The organism is Pseudomonas sp. 65/3-MNA-CIBAN-0223, from assembly GCF_040310425.1.
Lineage (GTDB): Bacteria > Pseudomonadota > Gammaproteobacteria > Pseudomonadales > Pseudomonadaceae > Aquipseudomonas > Aquipseudomonas gregormendelii.
Map to the genome: position 1 here is coordinate 81,609 of NZ_JBEOPV010000009.1, position 13,542 is coordinate 95,150.

Genomic DNA, 13,542 nt, shown 5'->3' on the forward strand with positions numbered 1-13,542 from the left:
TGATTGTTATTGATTCTCGACCCTAGGATGGCTTTCTGCAAATTTGAGTGTGACGAAATGGAACGTGCATCAAGCCTGCAAAATCCTGGCCGGGAAAAGTCCGCGAGCGGCTGGCTCAACGGTTTTATCGGAGTGCTGATCTTCAGCGGCTCGCTGCCCGCCACCCGCCTGGCCGTGCTGGAGTTCGATCCGGTGTTCCTCACGGTGGCCCGCGCCAGCATCGCCGGGTTGCTGGCGCTGTGCATGCTGTGGCTGTTCAGGGAACAGCGCCCGGCGCGGCATCAACTGCTGCCCCTGGCCATCGTCGCGTTGGGTGTTGTCCTGGGTTTCCCGTTGTTGACCGCCCTGGCTTTGCAATATGTGACATCTGCCCATTCGATCGTCTTCGTCGGCCTGCTGCCCCTGGCCACCGCGGTATTTGGCGTGCTGCGCGGCGGTGAACGTCCGCGACCGGTGTTCTGGTTGTTCTCGATTCTGGGCAGCCTGCTGGTAGTCGGCTTTGCTCTCTCCCAAGGCGTGACCGCCTCGCCCATCGGCGATTTATTGATGTTGGCGGCCATCCTCGCCTGCGGCCTCGGATATGCCGAAGGCGCAAAGCTGTCCAGGACCCTCGGTGGCTGGCAGGTAATCTGCTGGGCACTGGTGCTGTCGTTGCCGGTGATGGCGCCACTGGCCTGGTGGCTCGCGCCGCCGACCCTCTCGGGCATCACGCCCTCGGCGTGGGTGTGCCTGGGGTACGTGTCGATTTTCAGCATGCTGGTGGGTTTTGTGTTCTGGTATCGCGGACTGGCGCAGGGCGGTATCGCGGCAGTCGGCCAGTTGCAATTGCTGCAGCCGTTTTTCGGCCTGGCTCTGGCAGCCACGCTGCTGCATGAACAGGTCAGCCCGGGCATGCTGGTGGTGACGGTGGCGGTGATTTTATGTGTGGCCGGGGCGAAAAAGTTTTCCAGGTAAGATTAGGGCCAAGGCGATCCGTGATTTCATAGCACTTTGATTGGCAATTATTGAGGAAACATCGTGGTCACTTGTTATCTGAAGTACGTGCTTGATCCCTATCAGCTCAAAGCGTTCGAGTACTACGCGAAGTTATGGATTCCGCTGGTTGAAAAATTCGGCGGGCAGCATCACGGCTATTTTCTGCCTTCCGAGGGCGCCAACAATATCGCCATGGCGATGTTCACCTTTGCGAGCCTGGCGGAGTATGAGCGTTATCGCCAGGACTCGATGCAAGACCCGGAGTGCATCGCCGCCTTCAAGTACGCTGAGGAAACCAAGTGCATTCTCAGCTATGAGCGCAGTTTTTTCCGGCCGGTGTTTGGGGGTTAACTCAGGTTTTGCGTAAAACCAATCCTGCTTCGACTGCCGAATCGATGATCAAGCTGGCAGGGACATTGATCCAGGTCGCCGCGTCAATGTCGCCTGCCCCCGCCAGCCACTGCTCCACTATCTGATAACCAAGGGTGTAGCCCAGCCATCTTGGATGAACTCCGGTGCCGAAGAACCTCGCGCTGTGGTCGTAGTACGTGGCGTCGAGGGCCTGGCGATCGGTCGGAGTGCGCAGCAGATCAGCGCGGTTTACCGCGCTCTCCCAGGGTTCTGCGGTGCTGCCGAGCAGATGCCGGACGAACTGTCCGGCCAAGCCCTCGCTGACCAATGCCTCGCCGAGGGTCCAGCCGTAGCCGGGACCCGCCATGCGCAGGCAGTGATGAACCTCATGGATGATCTGCCGGTGCAGCGTCCATGAGCCCATTCATCTATCCCTTCTATCGTTGTGGAGGCTAAGCTCAGCCAGCCAAGCGGCCAATCATATCCACCGGAAGCCACTCTGACCATGCGCCTGAGAACTGCAATTTTCGCCCTTCTGAACCTTGCCATGGTGGCCACGGCCAGCGCCGAGTCCCGGCCCGGGCACATGGTGTATTTGCGCACTATCGACCCGAGCATCGAGCAGGACATGCGCTACGCCAGCGCCCATAACTTCACCGGTCGCGCGCTTGAAGGGTATGGCGCCGCCGAGTGCCTGTTGTCCCTGGAGACCGCCCAGGCCCTGGCACGGGTGCAGTCATCCCTGCGCGCAGAAGGCTATGGCTTGAAGGTTTTCGACTGCTATCGTCCCAACCGCGCAGTGGCCGACATGGGACGCTTTGCTACAGAGCCCGGCGACCCGCGCAAGACCGAGTTTTACCCTCGGGTAGATAAGCAGGACTTCTGGCGACTGGGTTATGTGGCGCGGGTTTCTGGCCACTCCAAAGGCTCAACCGTCGACCTGACCCTGACCGGACCGCAAGCGCTGCCCGCCGCCAAATGGACGCCGGCGGCTTCGCAGGCAGACTGCACCGCGCCATTTGACCAGCGCTGGCATGATGGTGCTGTCGACATGGGCACCGGTTTTGATTGTTTCGACGAGCGCGCCCACAGCGCCAGCGCCGCGATCAATGCCACGGCGAAATCCAATCGCCAGCGCCTCACCAGCGCGATGGAAAAGGCGGGCTTTTCCGGCTATTCGAAGGAGTGGTGGCACTTCACCTACGCGGGTGAGGGGTCGAAAAAACAGGTGATGGATTTCCCGATCACCCACCTGGGCGCTCGCGATCTGATCGACGCCAGCCAGCAGTTGATCGTGGTCACCAGCAAAAGCTGGGACGACACCCAGGGCAGCGCCCAGCGCTATGAACGCGAGGGCAGCACCTTGCGCAAAGCCGGCGACGCCTTTGCGGTGGTAGTTGGCAAGCACGGGATGGCCTGGGGCAAGGGTTCGTTCGAACCCGGTGCAGGCCCGGTCAAACGTGAAGGCGACGGCAAGGCACCTGCCGGTGTATTCACCTTGGGCACGGCATTCGGTTTCGATCCAGCCGCGCCGACAAAGCTGCCGTACCTGGCGCTGACGCCGTCCACCGAATGCGTGGATGACAGCCAATCCCCGCGCTACAACGAACTGGTCGACGGCGCCGCCATTGCCAAAGATTGGAACAGCTCCGAGCGCATGCGCAGCGAGGACGTGCTGTATCGCCAAGGCATCTTCATCGATCACAACACCCCGGCGACTCGCGGCGCAGGCTCGTGCATCTTCTTCCACATCTGGCGCAGTCCCAACTCGCCAACGGCGGGTTGCACGGCCATGGACACGGCGGACATCACCCGCTTGCTCGGCTGGCTGGACCCTGGTCAATTGCCACTGCTGGTGCAGATGCCAGAAGCACAATACGAACAGGTTCGCGCTTCCTGGGGCCTGCCGGCCCGCTGATTTCAGCGCTGCTGCAAATCGAGGCAGTAGGTGTAGTAACCGCTGTCGCGCACGTAACCCAGCGACTCGTACAAGCGCTGGGCGTTAACGTTATCGGTAGCGGTTTCCAGCACCATGCCTTTGCCGCCCGACAACACGGCAAAGGAGCGTGCCGTATTCATCAGCAAAGTACCGACTCCGCGACCGCGGGCATTGGCCGTGGTGAACAGGTCTCCAAGCAGCCACGTACGGTGCGCGTCGATGGAGGAAAAGGTCGGGAACAGCTGGACAAATCCCAGCGCCTCGCCTGTGTCGTCCTGGGCAAGGAAAATCACCGACTCATCCCGGGCGATGCGCTCGGCGATGAAAGCTCGCGACTGCGCCAGGTTGGAAGGTTGGCGGTAGAAAACGCGATAGGCGTCGAACAACGGAGCGATGAGGTCGAGGTGACTGGCGTCGGCGCGCAAGGCGTGTAGGGACATGGAGGATTGTCTCCGTGGGGTTGGATTGGGGTATTGTTGGTAGGCAAGGATAGATCAAAAGATCGCAGCCTCGTTTTACTCGACAGCTCCTACAGCTCCCCCTCATCGCAATGGCGCAGGCCTGTGCGGAACTGGTGAGGCCCGAGACAGTGCACCTGGCAAGACGGGCCCCTCGACACCTTCGCGAGCAGCCCGCGAATCTAAAAATCCCTGCCCGCCGCAGATACCCTGTAGGAGCTGCCGAGTGAAACGAGGCTGCGATCTTTTGATCTGGCCTTTCAGGGTCAAAAGATCGCAGCCTCGTTTCAAGGCAGGTCCTGCGAAGCGTCCCGCAACTCAGAATGTCTTGCTGACGCTCGCGACCACCGTGGCGGTGCACAGGTCACCATAGCCGTACCAGCTCGCGCACTCGCTTTGCGACAGGTCGGTGTCGATGTAGCTCAGGCCCCAGGTAACGCCGACGAACTCCCGGGTGAGCTTGGCTTCCCATTCGTAGTAGGCGTCGCGGTTGTCACCGCTGCCGGACCAGTAGGCCGGGTCCTTGACGTCGCCGCGACCCACGCGCAGGTCCAGCCCCGCGTCAGCCGGCAACTCGATCTTGTAGGCGAGGTAGGTGTAGAGCGTGTCCTGGTCTTCGCCAAACCCGTTGGGCGTGTCGTTGGAGTAGTAAACGCCGAGTTTCACCCCATAGACGTCGAGAATCCCGTACACCTCACTGAAATTGAACTGCCCCTCCTTCGGGTAACTGTACTTGAGATAACCGAGGTCCAGGCTGATGGCGTCGCTCGCCTGCCAGTAGTAACCGGCGTAGTACTCGAGCTCCTGGCGGGTCTTGAACGGGCCGCCGAAATCCACGTTGGAAGTCCAGGCGCCGACATACAGGCCGCTGCTATGCACCAGCGTGGCGCCGGCCTGGATCGCCGGATCACCCAATGTCTGAGAAATCCCCCGGGTACGGTAGTCGCTGAGCGCGGCCAGGCTCATGTCCAGGCTGAAATTGTCGTCAAGGGCCATGGCCTGGGAGGTCAAGGGTGCCAGAGCCAGGCTGGCAAGGGTGAGCAATGCGCGCGGGTTCATACGAATCTCTTGTTTTTATGAGTGGCAGGAATATCGGGCGTGCGGCTGCCGAGCCCCTCGCGGTGCGAGGGGCCAGACGGTTTTTTCAGGGGTGGTGAAGGAGCGGTCAGGACGCCGGGGTGTAGACTTCTTTGCCGGCGAAGAAGGTTTTCAACACCTGGGTGTCGAACAATTCTTCGTCGCTGACCTTGAATACGTCGCGGTCGAGAATGATCAGGTCAGCCTGTTTGCCGGGTAACAGCGAGCCGATCTGTTTCTCCAGACGCAAGGCTTTGGCGGCGTTGATCGTGTAGGCATAAAACATGCTTTGGCGATCGATGCTTTCATTGGCATTCAACACGCCCAGCGGACCTTTTCGGGTACTGGCCTGAGCGATGGCATTCCACGGATTAGGGCTGGATACCGGCCAGTCACTGCCGCCGGCGATCAGCGCCCCTGCGTTATGCAACGACCTCGCTGGGTACTGGTAGCCGTAGGCAAAAGCGCTGATGTACGGCTTGACCAGTTCCACGGTATAGCTCTCACCCGTGGCCCACAGTAATTGCATGGAAGCGATCACTCCCAGTTGCTTGAAGCGCGTAAATTCCTTGGGGTTGACCAGTTGCAGGTGGCTGATGCTGTGCGGCATGGGGGTCGGGTTGAGCTTACGCGCATATTCAAACGCATTAAGCGATTCGCGCACCGCGCGGTCCCCGACGGCATGCATGTGCACGATCCAGTCGCGCTGCTCTGCGGCCACCACCAACTCGCCGAAGTGGGCGGGATCAATCAGCAGTTGACCGTCTTTGCCACTGTTCTTGAACGGCACGATCACTGCAGCCGTCTGGCCAGGGAACTCCAGCACGCCATCGGCAAAGACCTTGAGGCCCGGAAATGTCAGGTTGGGCACGCCGGCAAATTTCTGCACGACCTTGTCCAGCACTGCCAGGTCGGCCGGTTTGCTCCTGGGATTGGTCAGCAGTAACGCCGCTACATGCGCCGTGAGTTCGCCTTGTTGCGCCAGTTCGCGGTACAGCGGCAGCACGCCGTAGCTCTGCTCGGTGGCATTGAAATCGAACAGCGAGTCACCGCTGCCGGCGTTCGCCGCAGCGTCCATCCAGGCGGTAACGCCGTATTGATTATTGACCCTGACAGCTTCCCGCGCCGCCTTCAGCATGACCTGCTGGCTGGGTGGCGGAATCTGGCTGCGGACCAGGTCCCAGCGCGATTCGGCAAAGTAACCGGTGGGGGTGAAATCCTTCTCGTGTCCCACGTAGCTGCGCTCGGATTCCGACAGGCTCTTCACGAGCGCGGCGTCGATCTTCAGGCGGTTGAGCATGGCGTTGTTGGCCCAGCCGGTATGCCCGTCGATCCCACTGAGCACCAATGGCTGATCAGCCCAGCGGCCCTGATTGAAGCGCTGGCCGAGCTGCCGGCTGTTCTCCCAATAGGCCGAACTCACCCCGGCGATGCTGATCACATCACCGGCCCGGGCGCGTCCGGCCCGGTCCTGCTCGATGATCCATTGCTCAAGCTCCGGCAACGGTTTGACCTCGTCCAGCAACGTGGCGCCCATGCTGTCGAACGCAGCCACCACCGGGTGGCTGTGGCTGTCGATCATGCCGGGCATCAACACCTTGCCCCCCAGGTCGATGCGCCGGGTGCGCTCATCGGCCAGGGCATTGATCTGGGCATCGGTGCCCACCTGAAGAATCTTGCCGTCTTGCACGGCCACGGCCTGCACCAGGCCCTGACCTGGTTCGGCGGTGAATACTTTGCCGTTAAACAACATGAGGTCGGCGGCAGCCATCGCTTGCAGCGAGGTCATAGCCAGCGAGGCGGCCAACAGGTTGGGGAGAAATCGTTGCATGGGAATGCTCTCTGGTTTTTTTTATTGAGCGGTCGGAGTGACTGAAGCCTGTGAAGCCTGGGGCAACGCTTGCGGGTCAAGGCCCACAAACGGCGCCTTGGCCCACACCACCTTGCCGCCGACGACAGTCAACAGCACTTCATTGCGGCCCAGTTCTGCTTCCGGCACCTGCATGAAGTTTCTCTTCAGGACGATCAGGTCGGCGAACTTGCCGACTTCAAGCGAGCCGGTGACGGCCTCCAGCTTCAGCTGTTGGGCGGCATTCAAGGTGATGGCCCGCAGCACTTCGCTGCGCGACAGCGCCGGGTCGCCATTGAGTTTGCCGGCATACTCGGGCCCATAGCTGTGGGGGTTCAGCGGATCGCCGGCGCGGGTCACGCCAATTTTCAACGCGAGGAACTCGTCGAGCGGATCGACCGGCCAGTCGCTACCATAGGCAATGCGCCCACCGGCGTTGGCAATGCTGCCCGACGGTTCCATGCGGGCAAAACGTGCCGACCCCAAATGTTCGTGGGTGCCGTCAATGGTGGACGGCGCCTGCTGGGCCCACTGAAAGGACATGGTTGCCGTCACATCGAGCGCCTTGAAGCGCGGGTAGTCGGCGGGGTCCACCGATTCTGCGTGGGCGATGGCAGGCCGAAAGTCGCTGCCAGGCAGCTGACGGCGCACGTATTCGACACTGTCGAGCGAGGCGCGCACTGCCCGTTCGCCGGTAGCATGCAGATGTGGATCAAGTCCGGCCTGGACAGCCCTGAGCAACAGCGGGTTGAGCGTCTGAGGCGGGAAATATAACTCGCCGAGATTCTTGCCGGGCGTCCACTTGGGGGCCTTCTCGGTCCCGCTGTTTTGCAGATAGGGCGTCAGCATCGCGCCGGTGTCCGCAGGCGCATTGATGATCCCGTCCATGAACAATTTGACGTGACGCATGCTCACACCAGGAGCCGGTTGCGCGTCGCCCTGGTCATAGGTGGCGGCCAGGGCCTTCGCTTCGGCGATGGTCTTTGCCGGGTCCGCTGCTGCGGCGGCCGGGTCCAGTTTGATGGCCAACAGTGCTCGGGAAGTCAGCTCGCCCGACTGCTGCAGCTGAGTGAATGCCTTGGCGCTTTCAGCACCGGACAAGGCATCGAAGAAACTGGTGATGCCTTGCTGGCGCATGGCGTCGAGTGCGGCGCGAGTCTGAATCAACTTCTGTGCATCGCTGGCGGGAGGCACTACGGCGGCCATCGATTCGGCGGCGCCGTCTTCGCAGATGCCAGTGGGATTGCCCGCGCTGTCACGGGCGAACTTGCCGTCGCCGGGATCAACGGTGTGCTTATCGATGCCGGCGAGCGCCAGGCCGCGTGAATTCACCAGCACGGTATGGAAATCGCTGGAGCGTACCTGGATGGGACGTTTGGTGCTGAGGGCGTCCAGCGTCGACTTGTCCGGGTCGCCATCGAGCCCGTCCATGCCCATGCGGTCCCAGCTACCGACTTCCAGCCAGACATCCGGTCCTTTGTCCGGCTCGGCATCCAGGCACGCCTGAATCCGTTCCTGGAATACTTTGCGGGTCATGGTCTGGTATTTCAGATCGCACAAGGTCATCGCCCGACCACCGTCACCCGGGTGCATGTGCGCGTCGATGAAACCGGGCATCAGCATGCGCCCGCCCAGGTCGAGCTGCCGGGTCTGCGGACCGACAAAGGCGGCCACCCCAGCCTCGCTGCCGACGTAGACGATCTTGCCGGCCGTTACCGCAATTGCCTGCTGCACGGAATTCTGGCCATCGACGGTATAGACATAACCGTTGCGCATGACCATGTCGGCGGCGTTGGAACCTTGGGTCTGACACCCCACCAGCGACATGAAGGAAAATGCCGTCGCCGTCGTCACTGCGATACCCAGCCTGGAGAATTTCACGTGTCTCACCTCTGTTTTTATAGTTTTTAAAGCGCCCGATCAGACTGCCGTGCTCGCCCCGTAGTGCAGGAGCTACCCTATAGGGCGCGGCGTTTGAATGGACCTCTACAAATGAGGAGGGTGAGGAAAATACTTGTGGATGCAGCGCGCCGCAGAAGAATCTGTTATCCGGATTTGGCCAGAGGGTTCGCAGAGGGGGAGCGCAGTGCCGACCCCAGTTCGACCTTGCTTCTCACCCCAAGCTGCACATAGCAGTTGCGCAGGTAAGTGCGCACGGTGGCCGGGCTCAAGGCGAGGATTTTGGCGATTTCCTTGTAGGAATGGCCGGCGGCAAACAGCATCGCTGCGGTGCGCTCCCGGGGTGCGAGCATCACCCCGCGTGACAGGGTTTCCAGGGACAGGATCACATGCTCGCCGTTAGGCGAGAGTGTCAGGGCGCAGCGTCCCAGGCGCATCACGCACGGCGCTTTGGCTAACTGGACAATCACCTCGGGCGGCAGCGTCGAACCGTCCCACTGCGGCAATTCGCGCTGGATGGCCACACCCAGGGCAGCGCCGATATACAGCAGGCTGCCATCCATGCGGGCCACGCCGAAGTCGCTTGCCCCATTCCCCGTGTCGACGCGAATCATGTCCTGCACCTGGAACCGCCACAGCTGCAGCAGATGATCGCAGAAGGCGCTGAACAAACCGGCCGCGTCTTGTTCGAACGCGCACTCATGCTGGCCGCGATACAGGCACACGAAGAACATTAGTCCGCTTTCGGGCAGCTCAAAGGTGATGCACATCGCATGGAACAGATCGTGGCGCCGGGCAAAGGCACTCACGCCTTCGTCCAGATCGTCATAACCGCTGTCGCGCACCACGGTGCCGGGCTTGCTTAAAGTGTCATGGGAAAAACTGTCCGCATCGGCGCCCTTGTGCCATTCCACGGCAAAGGATTCAGGCAGGTCGATCCGCCCGTGCATCCAGCTTTTCGGAGGAATATTGACGCCCGACACTGACATCTCCCCCCACCAGGCCGACGCAAAGGGCACCAGTGAACGAAACGCCTGCAGGCCATCTTCGATGAAGCGGGTTGAGCGATGATCCCGGGCCAGCCGACCCAGTTCCAGCACGCAAAGATTGAACGCCTTTAGCGTTGCCATCGATACCTTGGTGCCGACCTGGTCCCCCTCCTCCATTGGTTCTTATCCTGATCATTACACGACGTATTAATTTGACGATGCCATAGGCGTGCCGGTGCGTCCAGTTCATGACCCGCTGACGTAGGCTAAGGGTTTGCGCCCACGGCCTGAGCGTGCCGATCTTGCTGGCGATTTCGCGCAAAGGCATCACGATCAGGTCGCCGAGCGTGTGGTAACGCTCAGGGCCCTGGCCGGCGAGGCCGAACTGCAGCGACTCAGGCTTGGACGTGGTGACGTAGAGCGTGCCAAACATCCAGTCCCACAGGGACAGGTTGACGCCAAAATTCCTGTCGAAGTGGCGCGGCGCATCGCTGTGATGGATCTGGTGCTGGGCCGGGCTGTTGAGCACATGCTCGATGGCCGGGCCGAACGATAACCACACGTGGCTGTGGCGCAGGTTCGCCGCCAGCCCGTTGAGGATGAACACCAGGTAGGTCACGCCGAACAGGGTGTAGCGGCTGATCTCGCCGCCACAGGCATACCAGAACACACCGGCATAGGCACCGACGATCACGCTGATGGAGAGCTTTTCCGCCACCTTCTCCAGGAAATGCACGCGGCTGGCTGTTGCCGGTACCAATACCTGTGCCGAATGGTGGACCTTGTGGAACGCCCAGAGCCAGCGCGTATGAAAGGCGCGGTGGGTCCAGTAATGGGTGAAGTCTCGCGCCAGGAAAACCCCCAGTCCGTACAGCAATGACAGGCCGAGGTGTTGCTGCACTTGCACGCGAGCCCCCCACAGGTTGGTGAAAAAACCAACGTAGTCGGCCGAGCGCAGGATGTGCGGGTCAACGATGCCGACGATGGGCAGCACCAGCGCGACCTTAAGGATGGCGCGCACAAAGTAGTAGCGGTAATCCAGTAACGCAGAGGGGTGAAAATGCACCTTGCCGGCGCCGATGAATTGCCAGAACGATGAAGCATCAGTCAAACCGCGACGCCTGCGGTAACGAAAAAGGCTGTAGGCGACCGAGTAGGACACGCCAAGGAACAACAGGCCAAAGCGGCCATTGAGGTCGAAGATGCCAACGAACTGGTGGGCGACCGGCTCGATCACCCACGCCATCAGGTAGCCAGAGAGAAGCGCGACAACTTCCACGACAGATTCGCCTCATGCCAAGGAAGGACGTGGGTTGGAGGAACAGGCGATAAGTGTAGCCGTGGTTCGGCTTTAAAGTTTGATTTCGTTGGCCGCTGTTATGTCGATCCGGCCTACCGGGCCGGTCAGGTGGGCCAGGATTTTGTTGTGTTCGGCAATAATGTCTTCGGCGGTGGTATTGCCGTTATCGACCGTGGAATGCGCGTCGCCGGCGAGTACCACGTCGTAGCCCAGGGCATGCGCCTGGCGGACGGTGGCGTTTACGCAATAGTCGGTTTGCAGGCCGCAGATGATCAGGCGATCAACCTCACGCTCCAGCAGCAACGCTTCAAGTGGGGTCTGGTAGAAGGAGTCCCCAGTGGTCTTGCCTATTCGCAGGTCCTCGGGCGAAGTGTCCAGTTCCTTGGCGAGTTGCCAGCCCTCGGAGCCATGTTGCAGCAAGTCGCCCTTTTCCTGGTGCTGGATGAGCACGACCGGGATGCTGGCGGCCCTTGCCCTGCCGCTGAGCGTGTTGATGTTGGCAATCACCCGTTGAATATCGAAGCATTGGTACTGGCCGGTGCACAAGGCGTGCTGTACGTCGACGATCAGCAGTGCGGTGGTCATGATTGTCCTTCCTTGAGTGGGTGGTGCGGGGGAACAGAAAATAGATCTGTCCCCCTTTAAATACAACCTTCAATAACCAAGTGACAGGCCGGTATTGCGCCGCGGGTCGTTGGCTCCGTAGAAGCAGCTTTCGCCAACCGGCTTGCCCTCAAGCGTCAAACCAAGGATCAAAAGATCAAAAGATCGCAGCCTTCGGCAGCTCCTACAGGGTTGCATGCGAAATTCGAGGCGAAGAAGCCCTTCAGGATGCCTGATCGAGCTGCTCGTCGAACTCCTTCAAGTACTGCCCTGCCAGCGTCTCCTTTTGCTTGTCGCTCAGTAATTTGCCGGCCATCTGGAAGAACTTCTGCTCCTCCTCTTTCAAGTGGTGATGGACCTTCTCGGACAATTTCTTCGCAGTGGCCAGCCAGGACGGGCTGGACATCTCGGTCTCGTCGAGGGTTTCCATCATCTCGTCCATCTCGTGGTGCTCGGAAATGGCGTGACGGCTGAGGTCAACGCCATTGTCGAACTCCATCAACGGGATGTAGAAATGCCGCTCCTCGGCGGTTTCGTGCGCCTGCAGCTCGGACTTCAGGCGCTTGTAGGCCTCGGCACGCTCCGGGGTATCGCCGCTGGTCTGGATCAGCGCATCGGCATAGGTACGTTGACGGTCATGGCTTTCGCGCAAGGCTTCAAAAATATTCACGGTGGTTCCTCATCGGCTGCGTTCTCGAATGACGCTGTTAAGGCTAGACATTTGCGCTTGCACGACAGTTCCACGCCAGGCTGGATCAAACCGCACGCGTCGCGCTACGCTGCTGCCGATTCACTCATGGCCATAAGGATGTAGCTGATGACGCTGCGCATAGAAATCACGCAAGACCCCACTGAAGAGCAGCACCAGGCGATTCTCCTGCCGTTGCGTGCCTATAACGCCTCCAAGGCAGGTGTCACGAAAGCGCAGCCGATCGCCTTGCTGGTGCGCGACGAGCACGACCAGGTTCTCGGCGGTTTGTACGGCAAGGTGTTTTACCAGTGGTTGTATATCGAATTGCTGTCGGTGCCGGAAAATGCCCGGGGACAGGGATTGGGCTCACGGCTGATGCAAATGGCCGAGGATCACGCCAGGGAGAAGGAATGCCTGGGGATCTGGCTCGACACCTTCGAGTTCCAGGCCCCGGGGTTCTACCGCAAGATGGGTTATAGCGAGTTCGGGCATATCGCCGATTACCCGCCGGGGCACAAGCGCTTCTTTTTCCAGAAGCGCCTGACCATCGCCTGACCCTCCAGGCGTTACACAACAACCGTGTGGGGGCGAGCAGGCTCACTCCCACAGGTTGAAATGTGTAATTTCGTTGAATCAGAGGCAGGTTGCCAACGCAGCCAAGCGGCGCTTGGCCACGAAATCGTCCTGCTGGGCGTAATAGCTCAGCACGGTCCCCGACGCATCCGTGGTCACGTCCACGAACGACTCCGCGGCACGGGTGTAGACGGTCGACCCGCCCTTCTCGCCCGGTTGCAGGTAGGCACCCGCATCGACGCCGAACACCGCCTCGTCCTGCCAGGAAAACTGCACGCACTGGGCGACGACTTTTTCCGGTTTGTCCGACTTCAGGGTCTGGTACGGGGTTTTGGTCCTAGCATCGTTCATCACCGAGCCGGCGCAGCCCGCCAGCAGGGTAGCGGCCAGGGCCAGCAGCAGAATTCGCATTGCGTTCACTCATCAGGAAAAAGCCGACTGTATCATCCAGGCAGGACGTTTCATTCTGCTTTACTTCATTTATACCGCGACACCGCGAGACGATTCGCGCACCCTGTCGCGCCATAAACGTCCGATTGCCCTATTTGCGGGCCATTTTCTGGAAAGGTCATGACACCCAACGCCGAATACTACAAACCTACCGCCGAATACGCCGACAAGCTGATCAGCCAGATTGGCCAGACCCCGTCCTGGATCGCCAAGCGCATCGGTGTGACCGACAAGCGCATCCGCTACATCCTAGAAGGCGAACGCACCGTCAAGGGCGAGACCACGCCAATCCAGATGACCTACCCTGAGCAATTTGCCCTGGAGTGTCTGGCGGCAGCGGCCAAGGCCAGCAAAAAGCAGACTTCGTAAGCCCTTGCCAAGGAGCGAC

The 13,542-nt window shown here is 60.6% G+C and carries 14 protein-coding genes and 2 pseudogenes; 5 read left to right on the forward strand and 11 right to left on the reverse strand.

The window, feature by feature from the left end; all coding sequences use genetic code 11:
* The first annotated feature begins 57 nt into the window (after nt 1-57).
* Nucleotides 58-954 (forward strand): DMT family transporter, encoded by an 897-nt coding sequence (locus AAEZ09_RS12955; protein WP_045062341.1) that lies wholly within the window; start codon nt 58-60, stop codon nt 952-954.
* 63 nt (nt 955-1,017) lie between these two features.
* Entirely contained in the window at nt 1,018-1,326 is a 309-nt protein-coding gene (locus AAEZ09_RS12960; protein WP_045062221.1) for an NIPSNAP family protein, read from the forward strand.
* Nucleotide 1,327: 1 nt separating this feature from the next.
* On the opposite strand, the gene AAEZ09_RS12965 is transcribed toward AAEZ09_RS12960, so the two are convergent.
* Nucleotides 1,328-1,750: a DUF2268 domain-containing putative Zn-dependent protease gene (locus AAEZ09_RS12965; RefSeq protein ID WP_350599685.1), complete on the reverse strand. Its 423-nt coding sequence runs from the start codon at nt 1,748-1,750 to the stop codon at nt 1,328-1,330.
* An 81-nt stretch (nt 1,751-1,831) separates the two neighbouring features.
* Between AAEZ09_RS12965 and AAEZ09_RS12970 the strand changes: the two genes are divergently transcribed.
* Nucleotides 1,832-3,244: a M15 family metallopeptidase gene (locus AAEZ09_RS12970; protein WP_350599686.1), complete on the forward strand. Its 1,413-nt coding sequence runs from the start codon at nt 1,832-1,834 to the stop codon at nt 3,242-3,244.
* 2 nt (nt 3,245-3,246) lie between these two features.
* Here AAEZ09_RS12970 and AAEZ09_RS12975 read toward each other — a convergent pair whose 3' ends face one another.
* The 9 genes and pseudogenes from AAEZ09_RS12975 to AAEZ09_RS13010 all read right to left on the reverse strand — a co-directional run bounded on the left by AAEZ09_RS12975 (nt 3,247) and on the right by AAEZ09_RS13010 (nt 12,110).
* Nucleotides 3,247-3,705, reverse strand: a complete 459-nt coding sequence (locus tag AAEZ09_RS12975; protein ID WP_350599688.1) for a GNAT family N-acetyltransferase — start codon at nt 3,703-3,705, stop codon at nt 3,247-3,249.
* Between the two features lie 336 nt (nt 3,706-4,041).
* Nucleotides 4,042-4,782, reverse strand: a complete 741-nt coding sequence (locus AAEZ09_RS12980; RefSeq protein WP_045062227.1) for a TorF family putative porin — start codon at nt 4,780-4,782, stop codon at nt 4,042-4,044.
* A 106-nt stretch (nt 4,783-4,888) separates the two neighbouring features.
* Complete coding sequence (locus AAEZ09_RS12985) at nt 4,889-6,631, reverse strand: amidohydrolase (RefSeq protein WP_350599689.1); 1,743 nt, start codon at nt 6,629-6,631, stop codon at nt 4,889-4,891.
* Between the two features lie 21 nt (nt 6,632-6,652).
* Nucleotides 6,653-8,530, reverse strand: coding sequence for an amidohydrolase (locus AAEZ09_RS12990; protein WP_350599690.1), 1,878 nt, complete (start codon nt 8,528-8,530; stop codon nt 6,653-6,655).
* Nucleotides 8,531-8,694: 164 nt separating this feature from the next.
* The gene (locus AAEZ09_RS12995) at nt 8,695-9,714 is read right to left on the reverse strand and encodes a helix-turn-helix transcriptional regulator (protein WP_350599692.1); all 1,020 of its coding nucleotides are present in this window, start codon (nt 9,712-9,714) and stop codon (nt 8,695-8,697) included.
* A 109-nt stretch (nt 9,715-9,823) separates the two neighbouring features.
* Nucleotides 9,824-10,783 (reverse strand): annotated as a pseudogene (locus AAEZ09_RS13000) (sterol desaturase family protein); the annotation flags it as partial.
* Nucleotides 10,784-10,888: 105 nt separating this feature from the next.
* Nucleotides 10,889-11,422, reverse strand: coding sequence for a cysteine hydrolase family protein (locus AAEZ09_RS13005; RefSeq protein WP_350599693.1), 534 nt, complete (start codon nt 11,420-11,422; stop codon nt 10,889-10,891).
* Between the two features lie 69 nt (nt 11,423-11,491).
* A pseudogene (locus tag AAEZ09_RS29445) lies at nt 11,492-11,578 on the reverse strand (gamma-glutamyltransferase); the annotation flags it as partial.
* An 85-nt stretch (nt 11,579-11,663) separates the two neighbouring features.
* Nucleotides 11,664-12,110 (reverse strand): hemerythrin domain-containing protein, encoded by a 447-nt coding sequence (locus tag AAEZ09_RS13010; protein ID WP_045062241.1) that lies wholly within the window; start codon nt 12,108-12,110, stop codon nt 11,664-11,666.
* A gap of 147 nt (nt 12,111-12,257) precedes the next feature.
* Here AAEZ09_RS13010 and AAEZ09_RS13015 point away from each other — a divergent pair, with 147 nt between their 5' ends.
* Entirely contained in the window at nt 12,258-12,686 is a 429-nt protein-coding gene (locus AAEZ09_RS13015; RefSeq protein ID WP_045062243.1) for a GNAT family N-acetyltransferase, read from the forward strand.
* 78 nt (nt 12,687-12,764) lie between these two features.
* Here AAEZ09_RS13015 and AAEZ09_RS13020 read toward each other — a convergent pair whose 3' ends face one another.
* A complete protein-coding gene (locus AAEZ09_RS13020; protein WP_045062245.1) occupies nt 12,765-13,115 on the reverse strand; it encodes a hypothetical protein in 351 nt (116 codons plus the stop codon).
* Nucleotides 13,116-13,274: 159 nt separating this feature from the next.
* Here AAEZ09_RS13020 and AAEZ09_RS13025 point away from each other — a divergent pair, with 159 nt between their 5' ends.
* Complete coding sequence (locus AAEZ09_RS13025; RefSeq protein ID WP_045062247.1) at nt 13,275-13,523, forward strand: hypothetical protein; 249 nt, start codon at nt 13,275-13,277, stop codon at nt 13,521-13,523.
* The last annotated feature ends 19 nt before the right edge of the window (nt 13,524-13,542 follow it).

Excerpts from the sequence above, each read along its gene's own strand:
- AAEZ09_RS12955 (WP_045062341.1), top strand. The coding sequence starts at position 58 with ATGGAACGTGCATCAAGCCTGCAAAATCCTGGCCGGGAAAAGTCCGCG.
- AAEZ09_RS12965 (WP_350599685.1), bottom strand. The coding sequence starts at position 1,750 with ATGGGCTCATGGACGCTGCACCGGCAGATCATCCATGAGGTTCATCAC.
- AAEZ09_RS12970 (WP_350599686.1), top strand. The coding sequence starts at position 1,832 with ATGCGCCTGAGAACTGCAATTTTCGCCCTTCTGAACCTTGCCATGGTG.
- AAEZ09_RS12975 (WP_350599688.1), bottom strand. The coding sequence starts at position 3,705 with ATGTCCCTACACGCCTTGCGCGCCGACGCCAGTCACCTCGACCTCATC.
- AAEZ09_RS12980 (WP_045062227.1), bottom strand. The coding sequence starts at position 4,782 with ATGAACCCGCGCGCATTGCTCACCCTTGCCAGCCTGGCTCTGGCACCC.
- AAEZ09_RS12985 (WP_350599689.1), bottom strand. The coding sequence starts at position 6,631 with ATGCAACGATTTCTCCCCAACCTGTTGGCCGCCTCGCTGGCTATGACC.
- AAEZ09_RS12995 (WP_350599692.1), bottom strand. The coding sequence starts at position 9,714 with ATGGAGGAGGGGGACCAGGTCGGCACCAAGGTATCGATGGCAACGCTA.
- AAEZ09_RS13005 (WP_350599693.1), bottom strand. The coding sequence starts at position 11,422 with ATGACCACCGCACTGCTGATCGTCGACGTACAGCACGCCTTGTGCACC.
- AAEZ09_RS13015 (WP_045062243.1), top strand. The coding sequence starts at position 12,258 with ATGACGCTGCGCATAGAAATCACGCAAGACCCCACTGAAGAGCAGCAC.
- AAEZ09_RS13020 (WP_045062245.1), bottom strand. The coding sequence starts at position 13,115 with ATGCGAATTCTGCTGCTGGCCCTGGCCGCTACCCTGCTGGCGGGCTGC.
- AAEZ09_RS13025 (WP_045062247.1), top strand. The coding sequence starts at position 13,275 with ATGACACCCAACGCCGAATACTACAAACCTACCGCCGAATACGCCGAC.